Annotated in this window: 21 protein-coding genes and 1 other RNA gene; 16 read left to right on the top strand and 6 right to left on the bottom strand. The window is 72.7% G+C overall.

Annotated elements, in window-relative coordinates:
• Window positions 1-39: 39 nt before the first annotated feature.
• Window positions 40-231, bottom strand: coding sequence for a hypothetical protein (locus tag J2S55_RS09705; protein ID WP_306858936.1), 192 nt, complete (start codon window positions 229-231; stop codon window positions 40-42).
• Between the two features lie 235 nt (window positions 232-466).
• On the opposite strand from J2S55_RS09705, the gene ftsE reads away from it, so the two are divergent.
• The 6 genes from ftsE to J2S55_RS09675 all read left to right on the top strand — a co-directional run bounded on the left by ftsE (window position 467) and on the right by J2S55_RS09675 (window position 5743).
• The gene (ftsE, locus tag J2S55_RS09700; protein ID WP_012888192.1) at window positions 467-1156 is read left to right on the top strand and encodes a cell division ATP-binding protein FtsE; all 690 of its coding nucleotides are present in this window, start codon (window positions 467-469) and stop codon (window positions 1154-1156) included.
• A gap of 33 nt (window positions 1157-1189) precedes the next feature.
• On the top strand, window positions 1190-2098 hold the full coding sequence (gene ftsX, locus J2S55_RS09695; protein ID WP_306858930.1) for a permease-like cell division protein FtsX: 909 nt from the start codon (window positions 1190-1192) through the stop codon (window positions 2096-2098).
• An 86-nt stretch (window positions 2099-2184) separates the two neighbouring features.
• Window positions 2185-2652 carry an SsrA-binding protein SmpB gene (gene smpB, locus J2S55_RS09690; RefSeq protein WP_306875276.1) on the top strand — a complete coding sequence of 156 codons (468 nt, stop codon included), beginning with the start codon at window positions 2185-2187 and terminating at the stop codon, window positions 2650-2652.
• Window positions 2653-2654: 2 nt separating this feature from the next.
• Complete coding sequence (locus J2S55_RS09685) at window positions 2655-4547, top strand: penicillin-binding transpeptidase domain-containing protein (RefSeq protein ID WP_306858928.1); 1893 nt, start codon at window positions 2655-2657, stop codon at window positions 4545-4547.
• A 504-nt stretch (window positions 4548-5051) separates the two neighbouring features.
• Window positions 5052-5436: a transfer-messenger RNA gene (ssrA, locus tag J2S55_RS09680) on the top strand.
• 115 nt (window positions 5437-5551) lie between these two features.
• Window positions 5552-5743 carry a hypothetical protein gene (locus tag J2S55_RS09675; protein WP_306858926.1) on the top strand — a complete coding sequence of 64 codons (192 nt, stop codon included), beginning with the start codon at window positions 5552-5554 and terminating at the stop codon, window positions 5741-5743.
• Window positions 5744-5806: 63 nt separating this feature from the next.
• Here the strand turns inward: J2S55_RS09675 and J2S55_RS09670 are convergent, their stop codons facing one another.
• Together J2S55_RS09670 and J2S55_RS09665 are read right to left on the bottom strand one after the other, a co-directional pair.
• Entirely contained in the window at window positions 5807-6994 is a 1188-nt protein-coding gene (locus J2S55_RS09670; protein ID WP_306858924.1) for an MFS transporter, read from the bottom strand.
• A gap of 30 nt (window positions 6995-7024) precedes the next feature.
• A complete protein-coding gene (locus tag J2S55_RS09665; protein WP_306858922.1) occupies window positions 7025-7900 on the bottom strand; it encodes an alpha/beta fold hydrolase in 876 nt (291 codons plus the stop codon).
• Between the two features lie 85 nt (window positions 7901-7985).
• On the opposite strand from J2S55_RS09665, the gene J2S55_RS09660 reads away from it, so the two are divergent.
• Together J2S55_RS09660 and J2S55_RS09655 are read left to right on the top strand one after the other, a co-directional pair.
• A complete protein-coding gene (locus J2S55_RS09660) occupies window positions 7986-8327 on the top strand; it encodes a CGNR zinc finger domain-containing protein (RefSeq protein ID WP_306858920.1) in 342 nt (113 codons plus the stop codon).
• 120 nt (window positions 8328-8447) lie between these two features.
• Window positions 8448-9428 (top strand): zinc-binding dehydrogenase, encoded by a 981-nt coding sequence (locus tag J2S55_RS09655; protein ID WP_306858918.1) that lies wholly within the window; start codon window positions 8448-8450, stop codon window positions 9426-9428.
• Window positions 9429-9508: 80 nt separating this feature from the next.
• On the opposite strand, the gene J2S55_RS09650 is transcribed toward J2S55_RS09655, so the two are convergent.
• Window positions 9509-9958 carry a MarR family winged helix-turn-helix transcriptional regulator gene (locus tag J2S55_RS09650; protein WP_306858916.1) on the bottom strand — a complete coding sequence of 150 codons (450 nt, stop codon included), beginning with the start codon at window positions 9956-9958 and terminating at the stop codon, window positions 9509-9511.
• 96 nt (window positions 9959-10054) lie between these two features.
• On the opposite strand from J2S55_RS09650, the gene J2S55_RS09645 reads away from it, so the two are divergent.
• From J2S55_RS09645 to J2S55_RS09625, 5 genes are all read left to right on the top strand, one after another.
• Complete coding sequence (locus J2S55_RS09645) at window positions 10055-10648, top strand: aldo/keto reductase (protein WP_306858914.1); 594 nt, start codon at window positions 10055-10057, stop codon at window positions 10646-10648.
• A gap of 72 nt (window positions 10649-10720) precedes the next feature.
• The gene (locus tag J2S55_RS09640) at window positions 10721-12490 is read left to right on the top strand and encodes a serine/threonine-protein kinase (protein WP_306858912.1); all 1770 of its coding nucleotides are present in this window, start codon (window positions 10721-10723) and stop codon (window positions 12488-12490) included.
• A gap of 4 nt (window positions 12491-12494) precedes the next feature.
• Window positions 12495-15362 (top strand): AfsR/SARP family transcriptional regulator, encoded by a 2868-nt coding sequence (locus J2S55_RS09635; protein WP_306858910.1) that lies wholly within the window; start codon window positions 12495-12497, stop codon window positions 15360-15362.
• Between the two features lie 95 nt (window positions 15363-15457).
• Window positions 15458-16090: a hypothetical protein gene (locus J2S55_RS09630; protein WP_306858908.1), complete on the top strand. Its 633-nt coding sequence runs from the start codon at window positions 15458-15460 to the stop codon at window positions 16088-16090.
• Window positions 16074-16655, top strand: a complete 582-nt coding sequence (locus J2S55_RS09625) for an OmpA family protein (protein WP_306858906.1) — start codon at window positions 16074-16076, stop codon at window positions 16653-16655. Before J2S55_RS09630 ends, J2S55_RS09625 begins: the two co-directional genes overlap by 17 nt.
• A gap of 256 nt (window positions 16656-16911) precedes the next feature.
• Here the strand turns inward: J2S55_RS09625 and J2S55_RS09620 are convergent, their stop codons facing one another.
• Both J2S55_RS09620 and J2S55_RS09615 read right to left on the bottom strand, forming a co-directional pair.
• Window positions 16912-18018, bottom strand: coding sequence for a S1C family serine protease (locus J2S55_RS09620; protein WP_306858904.1), 1107 nt, complete (start codon window positions 18016-18018; stop codon window positions 16912-16914).
• A 19-nt stretch (window positions 18019-18037) separates the two neighbouring features.
• The gene (locus J2S55_RS09615; RefSeq protein WP_306858901.1) at window positions 18038-19501 is read right to left on the bottom strand and encodes an AMP-binding protein; all 1464 of its coding nucleotides are present in this window, start codon (window positions 19499-19501) and stop codon (window positions 18038-18040) included.
• 240 nt (window positions 19502-19741) lie between these two features.
• Here J2S55_RS09615 and J2S55_RS09610 point away from each other — a divergent pair, with 240 nt between their 5' ends.
• From J2S55_RS09610 to J2S55_RS09600, 3 genes are read left to right on the top strand one after another with little or no spacing between them, the layout of a single operon-like run.
• Entirely contained in the window at window positions 19742-20644 is a 903-nt protein-coding gene (locus J2S55_RS09610; RefSeq protein WP_306858900.1) for a hypothetical protein, read from the top strand.
• 54 nt (window positions 20645-20698) lie between these two features.
• On the top strand, window positions 20699-22942 hold the full coding sequence (locus J2S55_RS09605; RefSeq protein WP_306858898.1) for an acyl-CoA dehydrogenase family protein: 2244 nt from the start codon (window positions 20699-20701) through the stop codon (window positions 22940-22942).
• 56 nt (window positions 22943-22998) lie between these two features.
• A complete protein-coding gene (locus tag J2S55_RS09600; protein ID WP_306858896.1) occupies window positions 22999-24657 on the top strand; it encodes an MmpA family trehalose lipid delivery protein in 1659 nt (552 codons plus the stop codon).
• Window positions 24658-24708: the final 51 nt, after the last annotated feature.

Here is a 24708-nt window from a genome sequence, read left to right as displayed (position 1 = left end):
AGAGCGCCTCAGCGGCTCCCTGGGGTCCTCGCGGAGCCCTCAGGCGCCCGTCAGGTGCCTGAGGGCGAGGGTGAGGAAGAAGAGCGCGAGCAGCGCCAGGGAGACGAGCGCCGGGGTCATCCCGCCCATCCCGTGCTGGTGCATCCGTTCGCGGTTGGCGCGGCACATGGGGCAGCGGCCCTCCGCGACAGGGTGGGCGCACCCCGCGCAGACCAGGTCCTCACAGCTCATGATGTCCTCCCTCTCCGAGGTCAGAACCACTTTATGTGGTCGTTACGGGGCGCCGAATCGTTTTGTTTCCGTTATGGACTTTCCATGCCAGTCTTCCCCCTAGACTGGGCTCCGGCCAACCGGAACGTCGATCAAGAGTAAAGACCGGCGCCCCCCGGCCGGCGAGAGGCGGAAGTGGACCTCTGCCACTCCTGCGACCGTCCTAACCCCTAGACTGGCATGCCGTGATGCGCCCGTGATCCATTTTGATAATGTCACCAAGGTCTACGCGAACCAGAACCGGCCCGCGTTGGACCACGTCAGCGTCGATGTCGACAAGGGCGAGTTCGTGTTCCTCGTCGGCCCTTCGGGGTCCGGGAAGTCGACCTTTCTCCGCCTGGTCCTGAAGGAGGAGCGCCCCAACTCGGGAGCGATCCACGTGGCCGGCAAGGACCTCGCCCGACTGTCCAACTTCAAGATCCCGCACCTGCGCCGCCGTATCGGCTGCGTCTTCCAGGACTTCCGGCTCCTGCCGAACAAGAACGTCTACGAGAACGTCGCGTTCGCGCTGGAGGTCATCGGCAAGCCGCGCCGGTTCATCCGCAAGGTCGTGCCCGAGGTCGTCGAGCTCGTCGGCCTGGAGGGCAAGGCCCACCGGATGCCCGACGAGCTGTCCGGCGGCGAGCAGCAGCGGGTCGCGATGGCCCGCGCCTTCGTCAACCGGCCTATGATCCTGCTTGCTGACGAGCCGACCGGAAACATCGACCCGGCGACGAGCATCGGCATCATGAAGGTGCTCGACCGGATCAACCGGACCGGCACCACCGTCGTCATGGCCACGCACGACGCGGCCATCGTCGACTCCATGCGCAAGCGCGTAGTGGAACTGGAGGACGGAAAGATCGTCCGAGACCAGTCGCGTGGCGTGTACGGCCAGGCGTACTGAGACACCAGGACCAGAGACAGCGACAGGAAGAGCATGCGGGCAAACTTCATCTTCTCCGAGGTCTGGATCGGCCTCCGCCGTAACCTCACGATGACCATCGCCGTCATCGTGACGGTGGCCATCGGCATGGCGTTGCTGGGCGTCGGTCTGATGATCAACTCCCAGATCTCCAGCATGAGGGACTACTGGACGGACAAGGTCGAGGTCTCGGTCTTCCTGTGCAAGAAGAATGACCCCTTCCCGCAGTGCAAGGGCAGCGGTGGCGTCAACGAGCAGGAGCAGGCCGCGCTCAAGACGCAGATCGAGAGCATGCAGCAGGTCCAGTCCGTGGAGTTCGAGGACGCCGCGAAGGCCTACGAGAACTTCAAGGCCCAGTACAAGAACGACACCGTGATGCTCTCGGCGATCCAGGTCGGGGACATGCCGGAGTCGTTCCGGGTCAAGCTGAAGGACCCCGACACCTACGAGGCGGTGATCCAGCAGCTCAACGGGGCCAAGGGCGTCTCGGTCGTGGTGAACCAGCAGACGTTCCTGGAGAAGTTCTTCGGACTGCTGGAGAAGCTCCGCTGGGCGGCCCTGGTGATCGCGATCGTCCTGGTCTTCGCGGCCACGCTGCTGATCGGCAACACGGTCCGCCTGTCGGCCTACAACCGCAGGCGCGAGACCGGGATCATGCGCCTGGTCGGCGCCTCCAACCTCTACATCCAGCTCCCGTTCGTGATGGAGGGGGTCATCGCCGGTCTGATCGGCGGCGTGGTGGCGGCGGTGCTGCTGATCGTCAGCAAGGTCTTCATCTTCGACGGGGTGCAGCTCTACCTGTTCAACAACAGCGAGCTGTCCTGGGAGACCCTGGCCGGGGTGATCACCCTTACAATGATCATCGGTGTGCTCATCTGTGTGCTGGCCTCGTTCGTCACGCTCCGCCGCTATCTGCGGGTGTGACGCGGCCGTGCCTCCGGCTCGCTCGCTGAGCGCCCTCCCGCTCTCCGGCGCGGTTCACCGCCCCGGTCCCCGGTAGGCTCGTGGGCATGCCACGTGAGACCGGGCGGAAGGTCATCGCCCAGAACAAGCGTGCCTGGCACGACTACCACATCGAGGACACCTACGAAGCTGGTCTCGTGCTGCAGGGCACCGAGGTCAAGTCGCTGCGCCTTGGCCGCGCCTCCCTCATCGACGGTTATGCGGTCATCAAGGACGGCGAGGCCTGGTTGATCAACGTCCACATCCCCGAATACACCATGGGGACGTGGACGAACCACGCGGCGCGTCGCACCCGAAAGCTGCTGCTGCACCGTAAGGAGATCGACAAGCTGGTCTCGAAGACCAAGGAGGGCGGCCTCACCCTGGTGCCGCTCGCGATCTACTTCAAGGACGGCAAGGCCAAGATCGAGATTGGCCTTGCGAAGGGCAAGAAAGACTGGGACAAGCGGCAGACGCTGGCCGAGAAGCAGGCCAAGCGTGAGATGGCCCGCTCGCTGAGGTACAGGAACAGGTAATCGTGACGGGGAAGGCTCGGCGGACCGTTGCCGCGGCGCTCGTGCTGGCGGCGACGGCCCCCATGCTGTCCGCGTGTTTCGAGGAGCCGTCGGCCCATGAGGCGGTGCGCGACTTCCTGGTCGGCTGGCAGACAGGCGACTACGCCATGGCCGCCCGGCGCACCGACGGGGACCAGAAGGCGGTCCGCCAGGCCCTGCAGGACGCCAAGATCCATCTCGACGCGGCCTCGTTCCGCTTCAAGCTCAAGGGGATCCGGGGCGCGGGGGAGCAGACCGAGGCCGACTTCGAGGCCGAGGTCGACCTGGGGGAGAACAACCCCCTCTGGGAATACACCGGCAAGCTCCCGCTCCGCCTGGTGGATGGCCACTGGAAGGTGCACTGGTCGCCCAGCGTGCTCCACCCCCAGCTCCAGGAGGGCCAGCGGTTCGCCGTGGATGTCACACCCCAGGGGCGCCAGCCGATCCTCGACCGCAACAACGACCCGCTCCAGGACGAGCAGACGCTTTACGTGGCCAACGTCATCCCGTCCCTGCTGAAGGACGAGGTCGCCGTCTGCCGGGAGCTCTCCAAGATCACGGGATTCCCGCAGGACCGCCTGCTGAGCAGGATCCGGTCGGCGATCCCCAACGTCCAGGTGCCGCTGGTCACCTTCGGCCGTACCAAATACGCCCAGCTCCGCCAGCAGCTCGACGCTATCCCCGGCATCAAGATGACCGCCGAGCCGCTGCCGCTCGCCCCCGCCTCGCCCGCCCAGATCGTCGGCACCGTCACCGCCGTCACCCCGGAGACCGAGCAGCAGCTCGGCGGGCCGCAGCGGGCCGGAGACACGGTCGGCCGGAGCGGGCTGCAGAAGGCCTACCAGGAATACCTCACCGGCTCGACCGAGACCCGTGTGATCACCCTGGACCTCAAGACGCTGAAGCCGGTCGCCGAGCTGCGCAAGTGGCGGCCCAACCGGTCCACCGCCTCGGTGCGCACCACCCTCGACCGGCCCATCCAGAAGGTCGCCGACACCGCGCTGCTCGGCGGCGGCCTGCCCGCCATGCTGGTCGCGGTCCAGGCCTCGACCGGCAACGTGCTGGCCGTCAGCACCACGAAGGAATACCACCAGGAGCGGCACGCGCTCGCCGGGAAGTTCCGCGCGGGCGGCCTTTTCTCGATCATGTCCGTCGAGGGACTGCTCAAGGCCCAGGTGAACCTCAAGCAGAAGCTCGCCTGCCCGGTCGACCGGACCGTCGGCGGCGCCGAGTTCCACCAGGCCTCGCCGCCAGCCGGGAGCACGCTGAGCCTCAAGGGCAACTTCGCCACCGGCTGCGTGACCGCGCTGGCCTCGCTGGCCCGCCGGATCGACGGCGCGGAGCTGGAGGCCAGCGCCGCCCGGTTCGGCATCGGCTCGCAGTGGGACCTGCCGCTGAAGACCTTCAGCGGCAAGATGCGGCCGCTGATCAACGACGCGGCCACCGCCAAGGCCATCGCCGGGCAGAACGTCCTGGTCAGCCCGCTGTCCATGGCCCTGGTCGCCGGGGCGATCGCCTCTCCCACCGGCACCTGGCACCCGCCCGTCCTGGTCACCGAGCCGAAGACGCCCGATCCCTCGGCCGAGGCCGAGACGGTGAAGGCCCCCGACCCGATCAAGATCGACGACAGGACGATCGACACCCTCAAGACGCTCATGCGCGCCGGCGTGACCTCGGGATCGGCCCGCGCGGCGGCGGCCCCGGGCGACCCGGTCTCCGGCATCACCGCCTCGGTGATGCAGGGCCGCAAGCCGATGGCCTGGTTCACCGGCTGGCAGGAGGACGTGGCGGTGGCGGTGCTGGCCGAGAGCTCCGACCCCACGGCGGGGGCGGCCATCGCCGGACGGTTCTTCCAGGGGCTGCACGCGGGCCTGTGACGGGGACCGCGCAGGGCCTGCGCGTGCCGTGACGAGGGGCCGCGCATGGTCTGTGCGCGCCGCCTGTGACGGGGCCGCGGGGCCTGTGCGCGCCGCCTGTGACGGGGCCGTGGATGATCTGTGCGCGCCGCTTGTGACGGTCCGCGCAGGGCCTGCGCGTGCCGCCTGTGACCCAGCGGAATATTCTCCTCACGTCGAGCAACCATCGCGTGCCCTGTGTGCGTCCTTCTAAGTGACTGGGCACCGCTTGGGGGGTTGCGGGCTCAGTCGCCGCGATGAGATCAGGGCCCCGTCTCGGGGGAGGCCCTGCCGTCCGGACCGGCTCGACCCTGCCGGTCGGCCCCGGGGGCGCGTGCGACAGTCCCGCGCTCCCGGGGTTTCGGCATCTCCGGCCCCGCCGGACCTGCCGGGCCCGCCGGACGGGAATTGAGTTGGCGTTACCCGCGTTGTAACAGGTATCTTCGGATGGCTCGGTTCTTCGGAGCCGGGTTGACAATTCAACAGGGGGGTGACTGGTTTCGACTTTGGCTTTGCAAGTCAGGAGAAGCGGGTCGAGGACTGCGGACATAACCTCGTTAACACTGTGACCGCGACCAACAAGTGCCAATAAGACGCACTCTGAGGTCAGCCAGGCTCGCCTGGCCCTCGCCGCCTAAGCAGCGAGTGACCTCTGCCGGCCCGGGAGCGCCTCCGGCCCGGATCCGGCATCGCTAGGAGGCTCAACCGATCGACCCGGCCACGGGGAAGATCGGGAAATCAAACAGTGGCTGAGCCCGTCGGCGTCTTGCCTGTGTGAACGCCGGGGCTGAGAAAAGCACAGCAGGCTGCACCCGGAGAAGCCCTGTCTTGGAGTTGAAGGACGCGGGTTCGATTCCCGCCACCTCCACCCCCGTCCCGCGCCCGAGCGTGCGGGACAGATCGTCCAAGGGCGGTCGGGTCGGCGTCATCGCCGACCCGGCCGCCCTTCGGTCTGTCGGGCCTGCGGGCTGCCCAGCAGCGGATCCATGGAGAGTGTGTCATTCATGTTCTGTGCCCTGTCGGAGGTGGGGCTGGACAAGACCGGCACCGACTCCTGGCGGCCCGTCCGGGCCGCGCCCGGGCCGGACACGCCGTCGGCTGAGCTGGTCTTCGAGACCGGTGGACATCGGCATGCCGGCGCCGTGCTGCGCGGTGATCGCCGGCCGCGTACGCGCTGATCGCCCACTGCGGGGTCTGGGTTCTGGCTGTTGGCAGGTGGGCCGGAGTCCTGGTCGTCGGGTTCAGGCAGGCTGTTCCACGGGCTCGGCCGGTCCGGGCGGGAGCCGTCGCGTGGACCGCCGTGCCGCGGTCGCGCAGGCGGCTGCGGCGAGCACGGCCGTGACCGCCGGCAGTGACCACGGGCCGGAGACGGTGAGCAGCTGCCCTCCGATGATCGAGCCGGCGGCGATGCTGACGTTGAAGGTGATGATGAACAGTGCCGAGGCGCCGGTCTGCGCGTGCCGGGCGACCTTGAGCACCGCTGTCTGCAGCAGGATGGGCAGCGCGGCGTAGGCCGCCCCCCAGAACGCGGTGGCCGCGACGGCCAGGCCCCCTCGGGCCAGGGCGAGTGCCGCCACCGACACCGTCATCAGGCCGAGCGCGGCCGGCAGTACCGTTCGGGACGGGCGGTCGGCGGCGGCGCCCGCCGCCACTGTTCCGGCGATCCCGGCCAGGCCGAAAGCGAACAGCGCCGGACCGACGCCGCGTTCGGGGACCCCGGCCCGCACCAGGACCGGCACGACGTAGGTGTGCAGGACGAAGTGTCCCGTCATCACCAGCGCGGTGATGACCAGCACGCCTCTCACGCCGGGGATGCGCGCGGCGCGTCCGACTCCGGGTGAGGTCGCGGAGTCGCCGGGGATGTCGGGCAGGGTGACGGGCGCCGCGGCGACGAGGAGCAGGGCGATCGCGGCCAGTATGGCGAACGGGATCCGCCAGCCGGCGGCGTCGCCGATGACCGTGCCGAGCGGGACGCCCAGGGTCAGCGCGGCGGAGTTGGCGGCGAACACCACGGCCACCGCGCGGCCCGCCCTGTCGGCCGTGACCAGCCGGGTGGCGTAGGAGGCCATCGCCGACCACAGCACGCCGTGCCCGAGGCCGGCGATGAGCCGGGCTGCCACGGCCACCGGGTAGTTCGGGGCGACGGCCATGAGCAGGTTGCCGACCGCGAAGGCCGCCATGATGACGACCAGCAGCCTGCGGCGGGGCCACCGTGAGGTGAGCGCGACCAGGGGCAGCGTCACGATCATGATGAGCAGGGCGTAGGCCCCGACCAGCAGGCCGATCCACGACTGGGTCACCTCCAGGTCCCGGCTCATCGCCGGCAGCAGGCCCATCGGCAGGGTCTCGGTGGTGATGGTCGTGAACGCGGCGGTGAACAGGGCGGCCAGCCCCAGAAACGGCCGCCGGACTGCTGGTGAGGCGTACATGGTCGCGCCTTTTCTCGTGCGGGGTCCGGCTCAGGCCCAGACGCGGTCGAGGAAACCGGCGATGAGCGGGGCGATGTCGGGCAGATTCTCCTCCAGAGCGAAATGTCCGGTGTCGAACAGGTGCAGCTCGGCGTCCGGAAGGTCGCGCAGGTAGGCGCGGGCGCCGGGCTCGGGGAAGAAGGGGTCGTTGCTGCCCCAGGTGATGAGCGCGGGCGGGGTGTGCTTGCGCAGCCATGCCTGCCACTGGTCGTAGCGCTCGAGGTTGGTGTGGTAGTCGAAGGCCAGTGTGACCTGGGCCTGCTTGCGCCCGGGCTGGTCGAGGAAGTGCTGGTCGAGTGTCCAGCCCTCCGGTGCGATGAGCTCGGGGTTGCCGGCGCCGCTTTCGTACTGGCCGCGTGTGCCGGGCAGGGTCAGCAGGTCGCGGACGGTGTTCTCGGCGCCCTCGGTCTCGGGTCGCAGCGCGATGAAGTCGCGGGCGCCGGCCGACAGGCCCTCGGTGTAGGCGTTGCCGTTCTGCACGACCAGGCCGGCGATCCATTCGGGGTGCCGCTGCGCGATCCGGAAGCCCACCGGTGCACCGAAGTCGAAGACGTACATCACGAAGCGGGACAGGCCGAGCAGCTGGATGAAGCCCTCGGTGACGTCGGCGAGTCGGTCGAAGCTGTAGGTGAAGTCGTCCGGCGCCTGGGTGTGCCCGAATCCGGGGTAGTCCGGGGCGATGAGCCGGTAGCGGGTGCCGAGGACGTCGATGAGCCGGCGGAACTGGTGCGAGGCCGAAGGGAAGCCGTGCAGCAGCAGGAGCACCGGCGCGTCGGACCGGTCCGGGATCGACTCGCGGTAGAAGACCTTCACTCCGTCGACGTCGATGTGGCGGTGGATGGTGCGGGCGATAGCCGGGACAGTCACTTAACATGCCACCTGAGCGGGATTATGCATTAGTTATAGCGAGCTGGAATCTAATGCGTCAATGGGGTAATGTGCCATTAGAATTATGGGTGATCTCATTCCCCTGACCGGTGAGCCCCTGGCCCTGGATCTGGTCAACACCAGGCCCGCCGTCGGCGACTTGCTCGCCACCCCCGCCGATCTGCTTGCCTGGCTGGGGCTGCAGGCCGATCGGCTCCCCGACGCGGCATGCGGGACGGCGGAGCTCGCCGAGGCCGCCGCCGACCTGCCGGCCGACCCGGCGGTCATGCATGTCCGCCAGTGCGAGGCCGAGGACTGCGTGATGCTGTTCCTGTCCGCCCATCCGTGCCGCCGCTGGTGCTCGGCCGATCGCTGCGGCAACCGTGTCCGTGTCGCGCGCTACTACCGGCGGCACAGGACCGCATAAGTGGGCGGGGCCGGGCGATGCCGGGGCACGGCGCACGGCGCCCGGCGCGAGATTTGACCTCAAGTTAAGTTGAGGTCACAGAGTGGGGGTTCTTCAGTAGATCTACCGGAAGGAACGGTCATGCGCGCCGTCGTGCTGCACGTGTTCGGGCCCGCTGAGAACCTCCGCTACGAGACCGTGCCCGATCCCGTACCGGGGCCGGGCGAGGTCCGCGTCTCGGTGCGGGCCGCGGGAGTCCACCAGATCGAGACAGCGATGCGGGAAGGGCTGGAGATCGGTCCGCCGCTTCCCGAACTCCCGGCGATCTTCGGGGGAGAGGTGGCCGGTGTCGTCGAGTCGGTCGGGCCGGACGTGGACGAGACCTGGATCGGCGCCGAGGTGGTGACCGCACGGGGTGGGCCGGGAGGCTACGCCGAGCTCGCCGTCGCCGACGTCTCGTCCCTGCACCGGATTCCGGCCGGACTGGGGTACGAGGCCGCCGTCACCATGGTCGTCACCGGCACCACCACCGTCGGCCTGCTCGACATCGCCGATCTCACCTCCGACGACGTGGTCCTGATCACCTCCGCGGCCGGCGGTATCGGCCGTCTGGCCGTCCAGTCCGCTCGCCGCGTCGGCGCCACGGTCATCGGCGCGGCGGGCGGAGCGGCGAAGACGGCGGACGTGCGAGAGCTCGGAGCCGACATCGCCGTCGACTACAACCTGCCGGACTGGGCGGACACCGTCCGCGACGCCTTGGGCGGGCGTGGCGTCACGGTCGTGCTGGACGGTGTCCAGGGCGACAAGGGGCGCGCCGCCTTCGGACTGCTGGCCGAGGGAGGGCGCTACGTCACCATCGGCGCGGCCTCGCGGGAGGGGTTCCGGCCCGATGAGGCGGAGCTGAAGGAGCGCGGCGTGCGTTTCGTCGACGCGCTGATGCTGCTGCTGGAGGGTCAGGACAGGCCCGCCGACGAGGCTCGCGCGCTCGCGGCGGCTGCCGACGGGAGCATGCTGCCCGCCTTCCAGACCTTCCCCCTGTCACAGGCGGCCGCGGCGCACGCCGCCCTGGAGTCACGGGCGACGACAGGCAAGGTCGTCCTCGTCCCCGACGCCCACCGGTGAGGTGCGGCCGGCGTGGTCCAGCCGGAGCGGTGGTCCCGTGGAGGTGGCGGGCGACCTCACCCGCCGGTCGGCCCGTGAGGTCAGGCTTCGGCCGTGTGGTCGAGCGGGGGAGCGCCGAGTGACCTGGCGTTCTCGCGGACCTTGCCGAGGGCGGAGGTCAGGGCGCGCAGTTCGTCGTCGGTCAGGCCCCGGGTGATGTGGCGTTCGAGCGACTCCCGGTCGCTGGTGACCGGCCCCTGAAGGGCCCGTCCCCGGTCGGTGAGATAGAGCCGGACCAGGCGGTTGTCGGCGTCGTCGCGGCGCCGGACCAGCAGGTCCGAGGCGCTCATGCGGGTGGCCATCTTCACCACGGTGGGGGTGGTGACGTTCAGCAGGGCGGCGAGCTCGCCCGGGGTGCGGCCGTCCTGCTCCCACAGGGCGGCCAGCACCAGGTTCTGGCCCAGGTGGAGGCCGTGGCGGCGCATCGACTCCTCGGCGACGGAGCGCAGGGCCTTGTGGGTCGTGGTCATCAGATCAAGGATCTCGGTCACCTTCCGATGATAGCTGGTCGGCTAATGAATTGACGGCTAATGATTAGCCGGTTAGTGTATGCCTGTCGATAGACGGCAAACGGAACGGAGCCAGTCATGAGGAAGCTTGGGACCCTGGAGGTCGGCGCGGTCGGTCTCGGCACGATGGGCATGGGCGGCTCGTACGGCCCGGCCGACGAGAGCGAGTCCGTCCACGCGATCCACCGGGCGCTCGACCTGGGCGTCACCCTGCTCGACACCGCCGACTTCTACGGCGGCGGGTCGAGCGAGGAGATCGTCGGCAGGGCCCTCCAGGGGAGACGGGCGCAGGCCGTGCTGGCCACCAGGACCGGGAGCGTGCGCGGCCCCGGCGGGATGGGGATCGACGGCGGCCCCGCCCACATCCGACGGGCCGACCTGCGCTTCCAGGGGGAGAACCTCACCCGGAACCAGGCTCTGGCCGCCGCCGTGGCCGAGCTCGCCGCCGCCAAGGGCGTCACCCCGGCCCAGCTCGCCCTGGCCTGGGTGCTGTCGCGGGGCGAGGACGTCGTGACGATCCCGGGGACCAGGCGGGCCTCCCGCGTTGCGGAGAACGCCTCGGCGGCGGGTCTCGCGCTCACCCCCGGGGAGGCGGAGGCGCTGGAGGCGCCGGGGACCGCCTCGGGCGAGCGCTATCCGGAGTTCCTGATGAGCACCATCGACCGGGACTGACGGCGGCCCTCCCGGCGGCGCGGCGGGGATACCGGAAAGTGTGCAGAAGGCCGTAAAGCTACGCTGACTCCGATGAATCCTTCGGAATGGGCCGCACCGGGCGAGTCGCAGGTGATCGGCGGCTACCTGCTCCGGCGCGTGCTCGGGCGCGGCGGCATGGGCACCGTGCATCTCGCCACCACCCCGACCGGCGGCCTGGCCGCGGTGAAGGTGATCAATCCGGAGCTGGCTCGCGACCCCGTCTTCCGGCGGCGGTTCGAACGAGAGGTCGCCGCCGCCCGCCTGGTGGCCCGATTCTGCACGGCCCCCGTGCTGGACGCCGGGCTCGACGGGGACGTGGCCTACCTCGTCACCGAATACGTCAAGGGCCCCGACCTGGCGCAGGCCGTACGGGACCAGGGGCCGATGGCCGGGTCCGACCTGGAGGCCCTCGCGGTCGGCATCGCGGTCGCGCTGAACGCCATCCACGGGGCGGGAGTGATCCACCGGGACCTCAAGCCGTCGAACGTGCTGCTCTCGCCGCTGGGCCCCCGAGTGATCGACTTCGGGATAGCGAAACTGGTCGACGGGGACAGCCTGGTCAGCCAGGCGGTCGTGGGGACGCCGGCGTTCATGGCCCCCGAGCAGGTGCGCGGGGAGGCGCTCACCCCGGCGGCCGACATCTACGCCTGGGGCGGTGTGATCGCGTTCGCGGGGACCGGGCGGCTGCCGTTCGGCGGCGGGGCGCCCGCGGAGGTGCTCTACCGGATCGTCAACGAGGGGCCGCATCTCGACGGCCTGGACGGGCGGCTGCGCGGCTTCGTCGAGTGGGCCATGGCCAAGGATCCGGCCGGCCGGCCGAGCGCCCGCGACCTGCTCGGCGAGCTGGTCGGCGGCCGGGACATGACACCGGCGACGGCCACCCAGGTGGTCGAGCGGACCTGGACGGGCCACCCGCCGGCCCCGGCCGGGCAGACCTGGTCGGCCCGCCCGCACGGCACGTCCGGGCCGTCGAGGCCGGGCGCGGCCGGGGGCCGCGATCTCGGCCCGCTGCCCGGGACGGCCGGGGTGCCCGGGATGTCCGGGACGGCTGGGGTGCCCGGGACGGCTGGGGTGTCCGAGATGCCCGGGACGGCCGGGGGGTCCGGGACGGCCAGGGCACCCGGGGCGGCTGAGCAGGGCCCGGGGCACCCCGCCCGGAGCGGGCGGCGCAGGCGGCTGCTCGCCGCTCTGGCCGTCGCGGCGGTGGCGGTGGCGGCCGGGGCGGTGGCGTGGTGGGCCGTGGGACGCCCCGGCGGGACGTGGCCCTTCCACGCCGACTTCGGCGGCGCGGACCACTCCTGGTCGGTGGGCGCCACCGACGCCGGGCGCGCGGAGGTCACCGGCGGGTCCTACCTGCTGACCGTGAACCCGGGCTGGCGGCTGTGGAAGTCGGCGCCCGCGCCGGACGAGCCCGAGGGCGGAGTGGTCATCAGCAGCTCGGCGCGGCTGGCCGGGGGGACGGGAGAGTTCGGCGTCTGGTGCCGGGGCGACTCCGGCGGCGACCGCTACGAGTTCACGGTCAGCGGCTCCGGCACGGTCTCGATCATCAAGCGGCGGGCGGGGCAGAAGGTCACCGCCCTGTACGGCCCCGCCAGGAACGCGGACATCAAGAAGTCGGCCGACAACCGGATCATCGCCGAATGCCGGCCTGACGGATCGGCGCTCGCCCTGCGCGTGTGGGTCAACGAGGTCATGGCCGGGCAGGCCGTCGACGGCAGTCCCTACGGCCCGGGGAAGATCGGCGTGCACGCCGCACCGGACGGCGACGCGGCGGTGCGGGTCAGGTTCGGTACGTTCGACGCGCGCCCGGCGGAGGGGTAGCCGCGTGCGGTTCGGTCTGCTGGGGCCGCTCCAGATCCTCGACGGCGGCCAGGTCCTGACCCCCGGCCCGGCCAAGCACCGCGCGCTCCTGGCCGCCCTGCTGCTGCGCGCGGGGCACGTCGTGACGCTCGACCGCCTGACCGCTGTGGTGTGGGGCGACGATCCGCCGGCCTCGGCCGAGTCGGTGCTGCGGGTCTACGTGAGCGCGCTGCGCCGCCTGGTCGGGGCCGGGACCATCCGCACGGCTCCCGGCGGTTACCTGATCGCGGTCCCCGCCGAGGAGGTGGACGCGCACCGCTTCGAGCGCATGGTCGAGCAGGCGCGCCGGGCCCGTGACGCCGGGCGCGCGGCGGAGGCCGCCGACGGGCTGCGCGGTGCTCTGGGGCTGTGGCGCGGACCGGCGCTGGCCGATGTCGACTCCGGCGAGCTGCGGCGGACGCAGGCCGTACGGCTTGAGGAGCTGCGGCTCAGCGCGGCCGAGGAGCGGATCGACCTGGACCTGACGCTCGGACGCCACGGCGAGGTCGTCGGAGAGCTCCGCGCGCTCGTCGCGGCCTACCCGCTCAGGGAGCGCGCCTGGGGGCAGTTGATCCTCGCGCTGCACCAGGCGGGGAGGCGGTCGGAGGCGCTCGCGGCCTACCAGGACGCCCGCCGCGTGCTGGTGGAGGAGCTGGGGCTGGAGCCCGGCCCGGAGCTGCGGGCGGCCCACGACAGGGTGCTGGCCGGGCGGGGACCGACCGGGCAGGTGGGGGAGCGCGGCGCCGTCCCGCACGAGACGCCGCCCGACATCGCCGACTTCACCGGCCGCGCGGAGGTCCTGAGCTGGATCGCGGGGCAGGCGACCGCCGCCGGCGGCGCCCCGGTCCATCTGGTGCTGCACGGGCCGGCCGGGTCGGGCAAGAGTGCCGTGGCGGTCCACGCCGCCACGCTGCTGGGCGCGGGGTTCCCCGACGGCCGCCTCTACGCCGCGCTGCGCGCGGGCAGCCGTCCGGCCGGCGCGGGCGCGGTGCTGGAGGACCTGCTGCGCTCCCTCGGCTGTCCCGAAGGGGCCGTCCCCGCCGGTCTTGAGGACAGGGTGCGGCTCTACCGCAGCATGACGGCCACCCGGCGGCTGCTGGTGGTGCTGGACGACGCCGTCGGCGAGTCCCAGGTCAGGCCGCTGCTGCCGACGGGGCCGGGCTGCCTGACGCTGGTGACCAGCAGGTCACCGCTGTACGGGCTGGAGGCGTCCCGGGCCTTCGAGCTGGGCGTGCTCGGTACCGCCGACTCGGTGACGATGCTGGCCAGGGTGGCGGGGGAGACGCGGGTGCGGGCCGAGCCGCAGGCCGCGCGGCGGATCGCCGAGCTGTGCGGCGGGCTCCCGCTGGCGCTGCGGATCGCGGGGTCCCGGCTGGCCCGGCGGCCCGGCTGGACCCTGGAGCACCTGGCCGGCCGGCTGGGCGACGAGCGCGGGCGGCTGGACGAGCTGACGGCGGGGGACCTGGCCGTGCGGGGCAGTCTCGGCCTCGGCTACCGGGGCCTGGCGGAGGAGGAGCAGCGGCTGCTGCGACGCCTCGGGTCGCTGTCGGCGCCGGACGTCGCGCCGTGGGCCGCCGCCGCGGCGTTCGGCGGCCTGCGGGTGGAGCGGCAGCTGGAGGAGCTGGCCGGGGCCGGGCTGCTCCAGGCGCGCGGGCTGGACGACGCGGGCCAGGAGCGGTACGGCTGGCACGACCTCACCCGGCTCTACGCCGCCGAGCGCCTGGTCGAGGAGGAGGGCACGGCCGAGCGGGTGCTCGCCGTGGTGGCGCGTGAGGTTCTGGAGCGGGTCCGGCGGGCCCGCACCCTGCTGCTGCCGGCCGAGCCGGGCACCGGCCAGACCGTGGCGCGCACGGCGGAGTGGAGCCCGGCCCTGGAGACGGCGCACCTGCGCGAGTCGGCCCGGTGGCTCGGGGCCGAGCGAGGGTTCCTGGTCGCCGCCGTCGCGGACTTCCACCGCGCGGGGCTGGCCGACGCGGCCTGGCGGCTGGCGTTCTACCTGACGCCGTTCTTCGAACTGCGCGCCCACCACGAGGACTGGCACGCGACGAACCGGACCGGGCTGGAGGCCGCGCGGCTGGCGGGGCACCGGCACGGCGAGGCGCTGCTGCTGAGGGCGCTGGCCGACCTGCACCGGATCGAGGGCCGTCTGGAGGAGGCGGCGCGGGCCCTCCAGGCGGCGCTGTCCCGCTTCCGGGAGCTGGGCGACGGGCCGGAGGAGGCACGCGCGCGCCACCGGCTCGGCCTGGTCCTCGCCGCCCAGGACCGTCCCGCCGAGGCGGAGCGGTGCCTGGCCGAGTGCCTGGCCGCGTTCGAGGCGGCCGGTGACGCGCGTGGCCGGGCGGACGCGCTGCGCGCGCTGGGGACGCTGCGGCGGGCCGAGGACCTGTTGACGGCCGGCCTTCGCGCCTACCGTGAGCTGGGAGATCCCCGGGGTGAGGCGGCGGCGCTGCGCGAGCTGGCCCTGCTCCACCTGGACCTGCGGCGGGTGTCGGCCGCCCGGGACTGCGCCGAGCGCGGCCTGCGCATCGACCGGCGGCTGGGCGACCGGCTGCCCGAGGCCGCCGGCCTGCTGCTGCTGGCCCGGGTGGCGCGTGCCGAGGGGGTGCCGGAGGCGGCGCGGGCGGCGGCGCGGGAGGCGTCGACGATCTTCAAGGAGTACGGCGACCGCCGGGGGGCCGCCCGCGCGTCCCTGGTCCTGGCGGGGGCGGATCTCGACCTTGATGAGATCGATGGGGCGTTTGCCGCGATTGCCGGTTCCATGGCAGAGTTCGACGCTCTCGGCGATCGGCGAGGGATGGCCGAGGCGGAGGAGGTCGCCCAGGAGGCGCGTCGCCGCCGCGGCCTGCCTCGATAGCGCACCATCTGCGGATATGGCGGGCTATACGGATCCTGAAGGTCGCCCCCTTACATTCGTGACCCTGACCCCCGAAAAAGCAGAGGTGACACAGGATGCGAAGGAAGATCGCCCTCGCCGTGGCCGCCCCCGGACTGGTGATGGCCCTGACGGCGTGCGGCGCGCTCGGCGACCTACGGGGCAGTGGTGGGGAGGAGCGCCAGGCCCAGCAGGCGGCCCGGACGGCCGCCTCCGGCGCTCCGTCGCAGGGAGAGCAGGCCCCGCCCGGGACGCAGGAGCAGGCCCGGCCCGAGTCGCAGGCGAGCGCGCCGCCCCAGCAGGGGGAGGTGATCGCCACCCGTCAGGTCAAGGCGGGAGGGGCGGAGCTGACCGTGGACGTCACCGGTCTCCGGCGGCAGGGGCGGCTGACCACGCTGAGCTGGACCATCACCAACACCGGTGACACCAAGTGGAACATGAGCAGCCTGATGGGAGACACGCCCGCCTACCTCGGCCTGACGGTGGCCGGGGTGAACCTCGTCGACCCCGTGAACGCCAAGCGCTACCGGCCCGCCCGCACCGTCACCGGTGGTGCCACCAAGTGCCTGTGCTCGGAGTACGACATCACGACCGAGCCCGGGGAGGTCCTGCCGCTGTACGCGTCGTACGCCGCGCCGCCGCCGGACGTACAGAAGATCAACATTGAGTTCCCGATCCTCGGGGTGTTCACCGATGTCCCGATCTCCTGACCGCGCCCGGCGGGCCCTGGCCGCCGCGGTGCTGGCCGGCGGGCTCGTCGCCGGGGCCGGGCCGGCGGCGTGGGCGGAGCCGGACCCGCCGGCCGACGCCACGGCCCCGGTGGAGGACCTCGTCCTGCCGGTCGACGACATCCTGGCCGGGTCCGAGTCTCTGGACGGCAGCGAGAGCGAGTCGAAGCAGGGCCGGACGGTCACCCTGGCGCTCACCAGCGACGTGCTGTTCGCCCTCGACAGGGCCGCGCTGACCGCCAGGGCGACGGCGCGGCTGCGGGGGGTCGCCGGCCGGATCAAGGCGGAGTCGGCCGGCGGCCTGATCAAGATCCTGGGGCACACCGACGACCAGGGGACCGACGCCTACAACGACCGGCTGTCCCTGCGGCGGGCGCAGGCCGTGCAGGGGGCGCTGCGAAGCCTGCTGGCCGGGCAGGACGTGACCTTCGAGGCCACCGGCCTCGGCGAGCGCCGGCCGAAGGCGCCCAACGTCGTCGACGGCAGGCCGGTCGAGGAGAACCGGGCCAGGAACCGCCGCGTCGAGATCGTCTTCACCGCCAAGTGACCGCGGGAGGACGCGCCCTCCCGCGCTCCCGTACGGCCCGCCCCGCGCCGCCGGTGCCCATGTCTCCCGGCTGTGGCGGGACAGTGCCCTCCCGCCCTCCCGCCCTCCCGCGCTCCCGCCGGCCGTACGGCCCGCCCCGCCCCCAGCGCCGGCCGTACGGCCCGCCCCGCGCCCGAGCGGTCTCGCCCCCGGCGCGCGGCCCGGAACGGCCGGGGCTCCGGCGCGCTCGCAAAGAGCTCGACGGTGAGCGGGCCGGTCAGCCGCCGGGCAGCTCGCCCAGGGTCACGGTGACGGTGGAGGACGACCCGTCGGGACGCAGGAGCTCGACCTTGGCCCGGTCACCGGGGCGGAGGTCGGCGATGATCTCCGACAGGGCCTGGGACGTCGGGGTGGGCGTGCCGTTGATCGAGACGATCACGTCACCGGGCCTGATGCCCGCCTGGTCGGCGCTGCCGCCTCGGGACACGCGCACGACACCGGCGCCCACGGGGCCGCCCCCGGAGCCGATCACGGTCTGTATGGTGACGCCGAGGGCGGCCCGGTGGGTGTTGGTGACCTTGCCGGTCTCGACGATCTGCCGGGTGATGTCGGTGGCGGTGTTGGACGGGATCGCGAAGCCGATGCCCGGGGCCTGCCCACCGCCGAGCTCGGGATTGACCGCGGTCAGGGTCGGGACGCCGATGACCTCGCCGGAGAGGTTGACCAGGGCACCGCCGCTGTTGCCGGGGTTGATCGCGGCCGAGGTCTGGATGGCGCCGGCGATCGTCGCGCCGGGGGACCCGCCGTCCGTGGGCTCGCTGACCGTACGGCCCAGCGCCGAGACGATGCCGTCGGTCACGCTGCCGGACAGGCCCAGCGGGTTGCCCATGGCCAGCACGATCTGACCGACCCGCAGCTTGCCGGAGTCACCGAACACGGCCGGCCTCAGCCCGGCGGGGTCGTTCACCTTGATCACGGCCAGGTCGCCGAGGGCGAAGGACTCCACGAGCTCGGCCCGGCGGGGGGTGCCGCCGGTGGCGAGCGTCACCTCGAACCGCTTGGCCCGGCCGACCACGTGGGCGTTGGTGATGATGTGCCCGGAGCTGTCGTAGACGATGCCCGAGCCGAGACCGTTCTCCGTGGTGATCTGCACGATGGAGGGCAGCACCTTGGTGATGACCCGTTCGTAGGCGCTCTCCAGGGCCGCCGGGCCGCCCGGGGGCTGGGCCTGGGGCTGGGTCTGGGCCGGGGACGAGGCGGGGGGCGGGACTCCGGGCGGCTCGGTGGCCGTGTCGGATGGTTGCGATCGTGCGCTCTGGCCGCACCCGGCGAGCACCACGGCGATGGCGGCGGTCAGCGCGACACGTGAAGTCGATCCCCCCATGAAGAGATATCTTCCCAGCTCAGGGCGGAAGATACGTGTCCCGGAGGCTGCTGCGGCTCAGCTTGCCGGTGGGGGTGCGCGGCAGCCGGTCGCGATACTCGATCACGCGGGGATGCTTGAGCCGTGCCAGCCTGGGCGCGCAGTGGGCCAGCAGGTCGGCGGTGAGGCCGGGGCCGGGCTCGGCGCCGGGGGCCGGCTGGACCAGGGCTACGGCCCGCTGCCCCCACTCCGGGTCCGGCACGCCGATCACGGCCACGTCCGCCACCGCGGGGTGCTCCAGCAGGGCGGCCTCGATCTCGGCGGGGTAGATGTTCACCCCGCCGGAGATGATCAGATCGGTGCGCCGGTCGCACAGGAACAGGTAGCCCTCCTCGTCCAGGTAGCCGATGTCGCCCGGGGTGTAGAGGCGGCCGCGCATCGCGGCGGCGGTCTTGGACGGGTCCTGGTGGTATTCGAACCGGTTGATGCCGCCGATGTAGACCAGTCCCGGCTCGCCGGGCGGGAGCTCCGTGCCGTCGTCGGCGAGGATCGTGAACTCCATGCCGTCGACCGCCCGGCCGACCGTGCCCGGCCGCGCCAGCCACTCGGCCGAGGAGACCATGGTGGCCACGGCGGCCTCGGTCGAGCCGTAGTACTCCCACAGCACCGGGCCGAGCCAGTCGATCATCGCCTGCTTGGTGGCGGGCGGGCACGGGGCGGCGCCGTGATAGAGGTGGGTCAATGACGATAAATCATGCTTTTCCCTGACCTCCGCAGGCAGGGCCAGCAGCCGGTGGAACATGGTCGGCACCATGAACGTGTTGGTCACCCGGTGCCGCTCGATCAGCCCGAGCGTCTCCTCGGCGTCGAACCGCTCGGTGGCCACGAGCGTGTGACCGAGCTGCAGGGCCATCATCGCCTGGCCGTACGGGGCGGAGTGGTAGAGCTGGGACAGCAGCAGGTGCACGCCGTCGGGCGGGAGCGCGAAGTGCCGCCAGCTCTTGCGCTCCAGGATCGGGTAGAGGTCCTCGGGGGTGAGATCGATCAGCCGCCTCCGGACGCCCTTGGGCCTGCCGGTGGTGCCGGAGGTGTAGAGCATCATCGATCCGGCCCGGCGCTCCCGGGGCGGGGTGGCGGGCCGTCCCGCGGCGAGGTCGCCGGGCTCCATGGAGCCGGCCGGCAGGACGTGCGCGTGGCGCCCGGACCCCACCACCACGCGCGCCGCGCAGTCGGTGACGATGTAGCCGACCTCCTCGGTGGTGCAGTGCCAGTTCACCGGGACGTGGTAGGCGCCGATCTGGTAGGTCGCGAGCATCATCGTGACCGCGTCGGCCCCGTTGGGCAGGACCGTGACCACGGCGTCGCCGGGCCGGGTGCCGCGGGCGAGGAGGCCGTGGGAGACCTGGTTGGCCCGGGAGTGGAGCTCGCCGTACGTCGTGGCGGTGCCCGCGACGACGGCGACGCGTCCGGGGTCGGCCACGGCGATCTCGTAGAAGCCCCTCATGGCGCGACCATACAGAGCGACATTCTGTTTATGGAAGGGGGCTGACATCACCAGGGAAAATGGTGACCTCGTGGCTTAAGTGTAATTGTGAGCCGGTGTATCGATCACGGGAGGTGACGTAATGTGACGCCTATGGCGGACGTTGGTGGAAACTCCTCCGGGCGCTCTCGTGAGAGATATGTCCCGTCCTATGAGGCGCTCACGGCACCTATACCCGCTGTCCGTGACGATGACGGTGCGATGATCGGCACCCGGGTGCCCCGGCGTTTCCCCATCGGAGACGGGGAGGAGGCCGTGCTCGTCTCGCGGCGCGGCTCCGATGGAGCGTTCCCCGACCCCGATCCGCCCCACTCCTCCGGCACGCTCGGTAACCGCGGCGTGCCCGGCGGCGCCGGCCCGGCCCCGCACCCCGCCCTGTCGGCGCGGACGGGCGTCGCCCGGTTCCGGGCGGCCGTCAGCGTCGTCGCCGCCGTCGTCAGCGCCGCCGCGATCGTCGGGGCCTTCGTGCTGTTCGCCGGTGACGAGCCCGACGATCCGGTGCCGCTCCCGCAGGCCGACGCCGCCACCGAGCCGATGCTCCCCCGGGCCGTGCCCACGATCACGCTGCCCGGCGTGCCCCGGGTGAAGGCCCTGCAGGCGCTGCCGGGCACGCCGAGTCCGGTGCTGGGCTCGGTGACCGACGCCAAGGCCGCGATCACCTACGCCAGGCTGGGCGGCCCGTGGGCGCTCGGCGCCGTCCCGTCGTTCTCGGCCGGCCAGTCGGTGGGCGCGGCGCGGCTGCCGCGCACGATGGCCGCCTCCGGCCCGCTCCCCGGGGCGGCGCCGGCCGCCGAGCTGAAGACCGGCGCCGACTTCCGCAAGGCGGCGCTGAGCGCGGTCAGGTGGACGGTCCGCAAGCACTACCCGGCGGGTAGCAGGGTCGCCTGGACCGCCTCGCAGGAGCCGGTCGCCGGCAGGGGCTGGACCTTCGGCTACCGGGTGACCTACCGGGTCAAGGGGGTTGTGCGCAGCTCCCAGGCGGCGCTCGCGCTGCTGGACGTGGGCCGCAGGAAGCCCGCCATCTTCTTCGTGACCGTGTCCGACGCGCGCAAGCAGCTCTGGGCTGATATCGCACCTTTGGTGGCCAGCGTCCGAGCGTTGTGATGGAATCACCTTCTAGAATATGGTTCTGCCACTGAACCGTGTCTGGAGGCTGTCATGGCGATCGGGTTGAGCGAGGAGCACGAGGCGCTCCACGAGTCGGTGAGCGGCTGGGCGGAGCGGAACATCCGCTCCGAGACCGTGCGCGCGGCCGTCGCGGCGGAGACCGAGGAGCGCCCAGCCTTCTGGCCCGGCCTCGCCGACCAGGGGCTGCTCGGCCTGCACCTGCCGGAGGAGTACGGCGGCAGCGGCTACGGCCTGCTGGAGGCCGCCGTCGCCGTCGAGGCGCTCGGTGAGCGGGTCGCCCCCGGCCCCTACGTCCCGACCGTGCTCGCCGGCGCCGTGATCCTGGCCTCCGACGGCAAGGCCCGAGGCGAGCTCCTGCCCGGCCTGGCCGACGGCACGCTGACCGGCGCGGTCGCGCTGACCGGTTCGATCACCGGGACCCGCGGGGAGGACGGCACGCTGACCGTCCGGGGCGCCGCCGAGCCGGTCCTGGGCGGCACGCTCGCCGACGTCCTGGTGCTCCCGGTGAGCACCGACCGCGGCGAGGAGTGGGTCGTGCTGGACGCCTCCGAGGCGACCGTCACCCCGCTCGGCTCGCTCGACCTGACCCGCGGCGTCGCGAAGGTCGAACTGGAGGCGGTGGCCGTGCCGGTGGGGCGGGTGCTGGACGGGCTGGACGGACCGGACGTCCTCGACCTGGCCGCGATCCTGCTCGGCGCCGAGGCCGCGGGCGTCGCGTCGTGGTGCGTGCGCGCCGCGTCGGAGTACGCCAAGGTGCGCGTGCAGTTCGGCCGTCCGATCGGCCAGTTCCAGGGCATCAAGCACAAGGCCGCCCGGATGCTCGTCGCGCTGGAGCAGGCCCGGGCCACCGTATGGGACGCCACCCGCGCCGCGGAGCGGGCCGGCCGCGGGGCCGGCGAGGAGGCAGGCGCGGGAGCCGCCGGCGAGGCCGCCTACGCCGCTGCGATCGCGGGCGTGGTCGCCCCCGACGCCGCCGTGCAGTGCGCCAAGGACGCCGTCCAGATCTTCGGCGGCATCGGCTACACCTACGAGCACGACGCCCACCTCTACTACCGCCGCGCGCTGACCCTGCGCGCGCTGCTCGGCCCCTCCGCCGACTGGGCCGAGACGGTCGCCTCGCTGGCGCTGAGCGGGGTGAGCCGGGAGATGGAGATCGATCTGCCCGACGACGCCGCCGCGCTGCGCGAGGAGATCCGGGCCGAGATCGCCGAGATCGCCAAGCTGGAGGGCCGGGAGCAGAAGCGGGCGCTGGCCGGGGCCGGCTACGTCATGCCGCACCTGGCCAGGCCGTGGGGCCGCGACGCCAGGCCGCTGGAGCAGGTGCTCATCTTCCAGGAGCTCAAGGCCGCCCGCGTCAAGCTGCCCCAGATGATCATCGGTGCCTGGGTGGTCCCGTCGATCGCCGCCTACGGCACGCCCGAGCAGCAGGAGCGCTTCCTGCCCGCCACGCTGAGCGGCGAGATGATCTGGTGCCAGCTCTTCTCCGAGCCGGGCGCCGGCTCCGACCTGGCCTCGCTGCAGATGAAGGCCGAGAAGGTCGAGGGGGGCTGGCGGCTCAACGGCCAGAAGATCTGGACCTCGGTCGCCCACGTCGCCGAGTGGGGCATCTGCATCGCCCGCAACTCCTCGGCGGGCTCCAAGCACGACGGCATCACCTACTTCCTGGTCGACATGAAGGGCCAGGGCGTCACGGTCCGGCCGCTGACCGAGATGACCGGCGAGAACCTGTTCAACGAGGTCTTCCTCGACGACGTGTTCGTCCCGGACGAGCTGGTCGTCGGGGAGGTCGGCCAGGGCTGGAAGGTCGCCCGCAACACCCTGTCCAACGAGCGGGTCTCGCTCTCCTCGGGCTCCGGCGGCACCGGTTCGTCGGTCCCCGACCTGGTCGGGCTGGCCGGGAGGCTCGGCCGCGAGCTCACCTCCGTCGAGCGCCAGGAGCTGGCCCGGGTGGTCTGCGAGGGCCACTCGATCAACGCCCTCGGCCTGCGGGTGACGCTGAAGCAGCTCACCGGCGCCGAGCCGGGCGCCGACGCCTCGGTCCGCAAGCTCCTGTCGACCTCGCACGCCCAGCACGTCTCGGAGTGCGCGGTCGGGCTGCTCGGCGCCTCCGCCGTGGTCGCCGCCGACATGAAGCTCGGCGACGCGGGCTACTGGAACCGCGCCGTCCTCGCCACCCGCGCCATGACGATCTACGGCGGCACCACCGAGGTGCAGCTGAACATCATCGGTGAGCGCATGCTCGGCCTGCCCCGCGACCCCGAGCCGGGCAAGTAGCCGGCTGAGGCGGTGCCTGCGGACATATCCCTAGGCACCGCCTAAAGTCGGTCACTATGCGCAGCGGGTGGGTCGAGACGGTGAACCGGTCCGCGCCCGCCCTGCTCGGGCTGCTGCTCGGGCTGCTCGCCCTCGGACCCGCGCTGGGGCCCGGATACGTGCTCAGGTACGACATGGTGTTCGTGCCCGATCCGCCGCTGGTCCCGCCGGGGGCGGCCTTCCCCCGGGCCGTGCCCAGCGACCTGGTGGTCGCCCTGCTCTCGCACGTCGTGCCCGCGCAGGCGGTCCAGAAGGCGATCCTGATCGGGATCTTCGTGCTGGCCGCCTCGGGCGCGGCGGCCCTGGTGCCCTCGCGGCGCCTCGGCCCCCGCCTGGCGGCCGCGGCCTTCTACGCCTGGAACGCCTACCTCGCCCAGCGGCTCCTGCTCGGCCAGTGGGCGCTGCTGCTGGGGGTGGCCGGGCTGCCCTGGGCGGTGCGCGCGGTCACGCTCGGCGGGCGGCTCCGCCTGGCCGCCGCGCTCCTCCCGGCCGCGGTGGGCGGGTTCCAGGCGATGCTGGTCTCCGCGCTGGCCGTGCTCGCGACGGCGGCGGCCGCGCCGGCCCCCGCTCTCCCGGCGAGGGCGCGGCGGGTGGCGGAGGCCGCGCTGATGCTGGGATGCCTGAGCCTGCCCTGGCTGGTGCCCGCCCTGCTCAGCCGGGCCGTCACCGACCCCGCCGGGGTCCAGGCGTTCGCGGCCCGGGCCGACGGACCGCTCGGGACGGCCGGGAGCCTGCTGACGCTCGGCGGGATCTGGAACGCCAACGCCGCCGTGCCGGGGCAGGGGTCCTGGTGGTCGGCGCTCGTACGGCTGGCGCTGGCCGCGGTCGCGCTCTGGGGGTTCGCCCGGCTGCGCGTCCCGCAGCCGTCGCTGTACCGGGCCGGGGTGGCAGAGGGGCGGCCGGGCCGGGGCGGGGCGGCGGCGCCGCCGGACGGGGCCGGAGCTGAGGGGCCGCCGTACCGGGGCGGGCGCGGGCAGGCGCCGCCGTACCGGGCCGGGCTGGCGGTGGCGGCGGCGGCCGGGCTGGCGGTGGCGCTGGCGGGGGCCTGCGCGCCGGGTCCGCTGAAGGGCCTGATCGCCTGGTGGCCCGGGTTCGGGCCGTTGCGCGACGGGCAGCTCTACCTGGCCCCGTTCGTCCTGCTCCAGGCGGTAGGCCTGGCCGGCGCCGTCGCGCGGTGGGGCTCCCGCGCCGTCGCGGCGGTCGCGGTGGCCGTCCCGGTGCTGGTCCTGCCGACGTTCGCGCTGGGCGCGTTCGGCAGGCTGGCGGCGGTCGACTACCCGGACGAGTGGCGCCGGGTCCAGGCGATCGTGAACGCCGATCCGGCGCCGGGGGCACTGCTGTCGCTGCCGTGGGGGGCGCACCGGGCGTTCGCGTGGAACGGCCACCGGGTGGTCCTCGACCCCGCCACCAAGATGTTCCGGCGCCGGGTGCTCTGGAACGACGCGCTGCTGGTGGGGCTGCCCGGCGGCGGCCGGCTGCGGGTCGCGGCGGAGGACCCGGCCGTCACCGCCGCGGAGACGGCGCTGCGCACCGGACCGGGCGAGCGGGCGGCGGCGCTGGCGGCCCTCGGGGTCCGCTACGTGCTGGCGGAGCCCAGCGATAACACGTTCCAAGGCGCCGTGACCGTCTTCCAGGGCCGCGAACTCCGCCTGCTGCGCCTTGACCCGCCCTCTTGAGCTCGTGTATCCGCAGCTCCTGGAAGTACCCGGCGGTAACTTTCTTTGTCA

Origin of the sequence: Streptosporangium brasiliense (assembly GCF_030811595.1) — a bacterium.
Classification (GTDB): domain Bacteria; phylum Actinomycetota; class Actinomycetes; order Streptosporangiales; family Streptosporangiaceae; genus Streptosporangium; species Streptosporangium brasiliense.
Note: the sequence above shows the minus strand (reverse complement) of the source record. Positions and strands in the feature narration are given on the sequence as shown.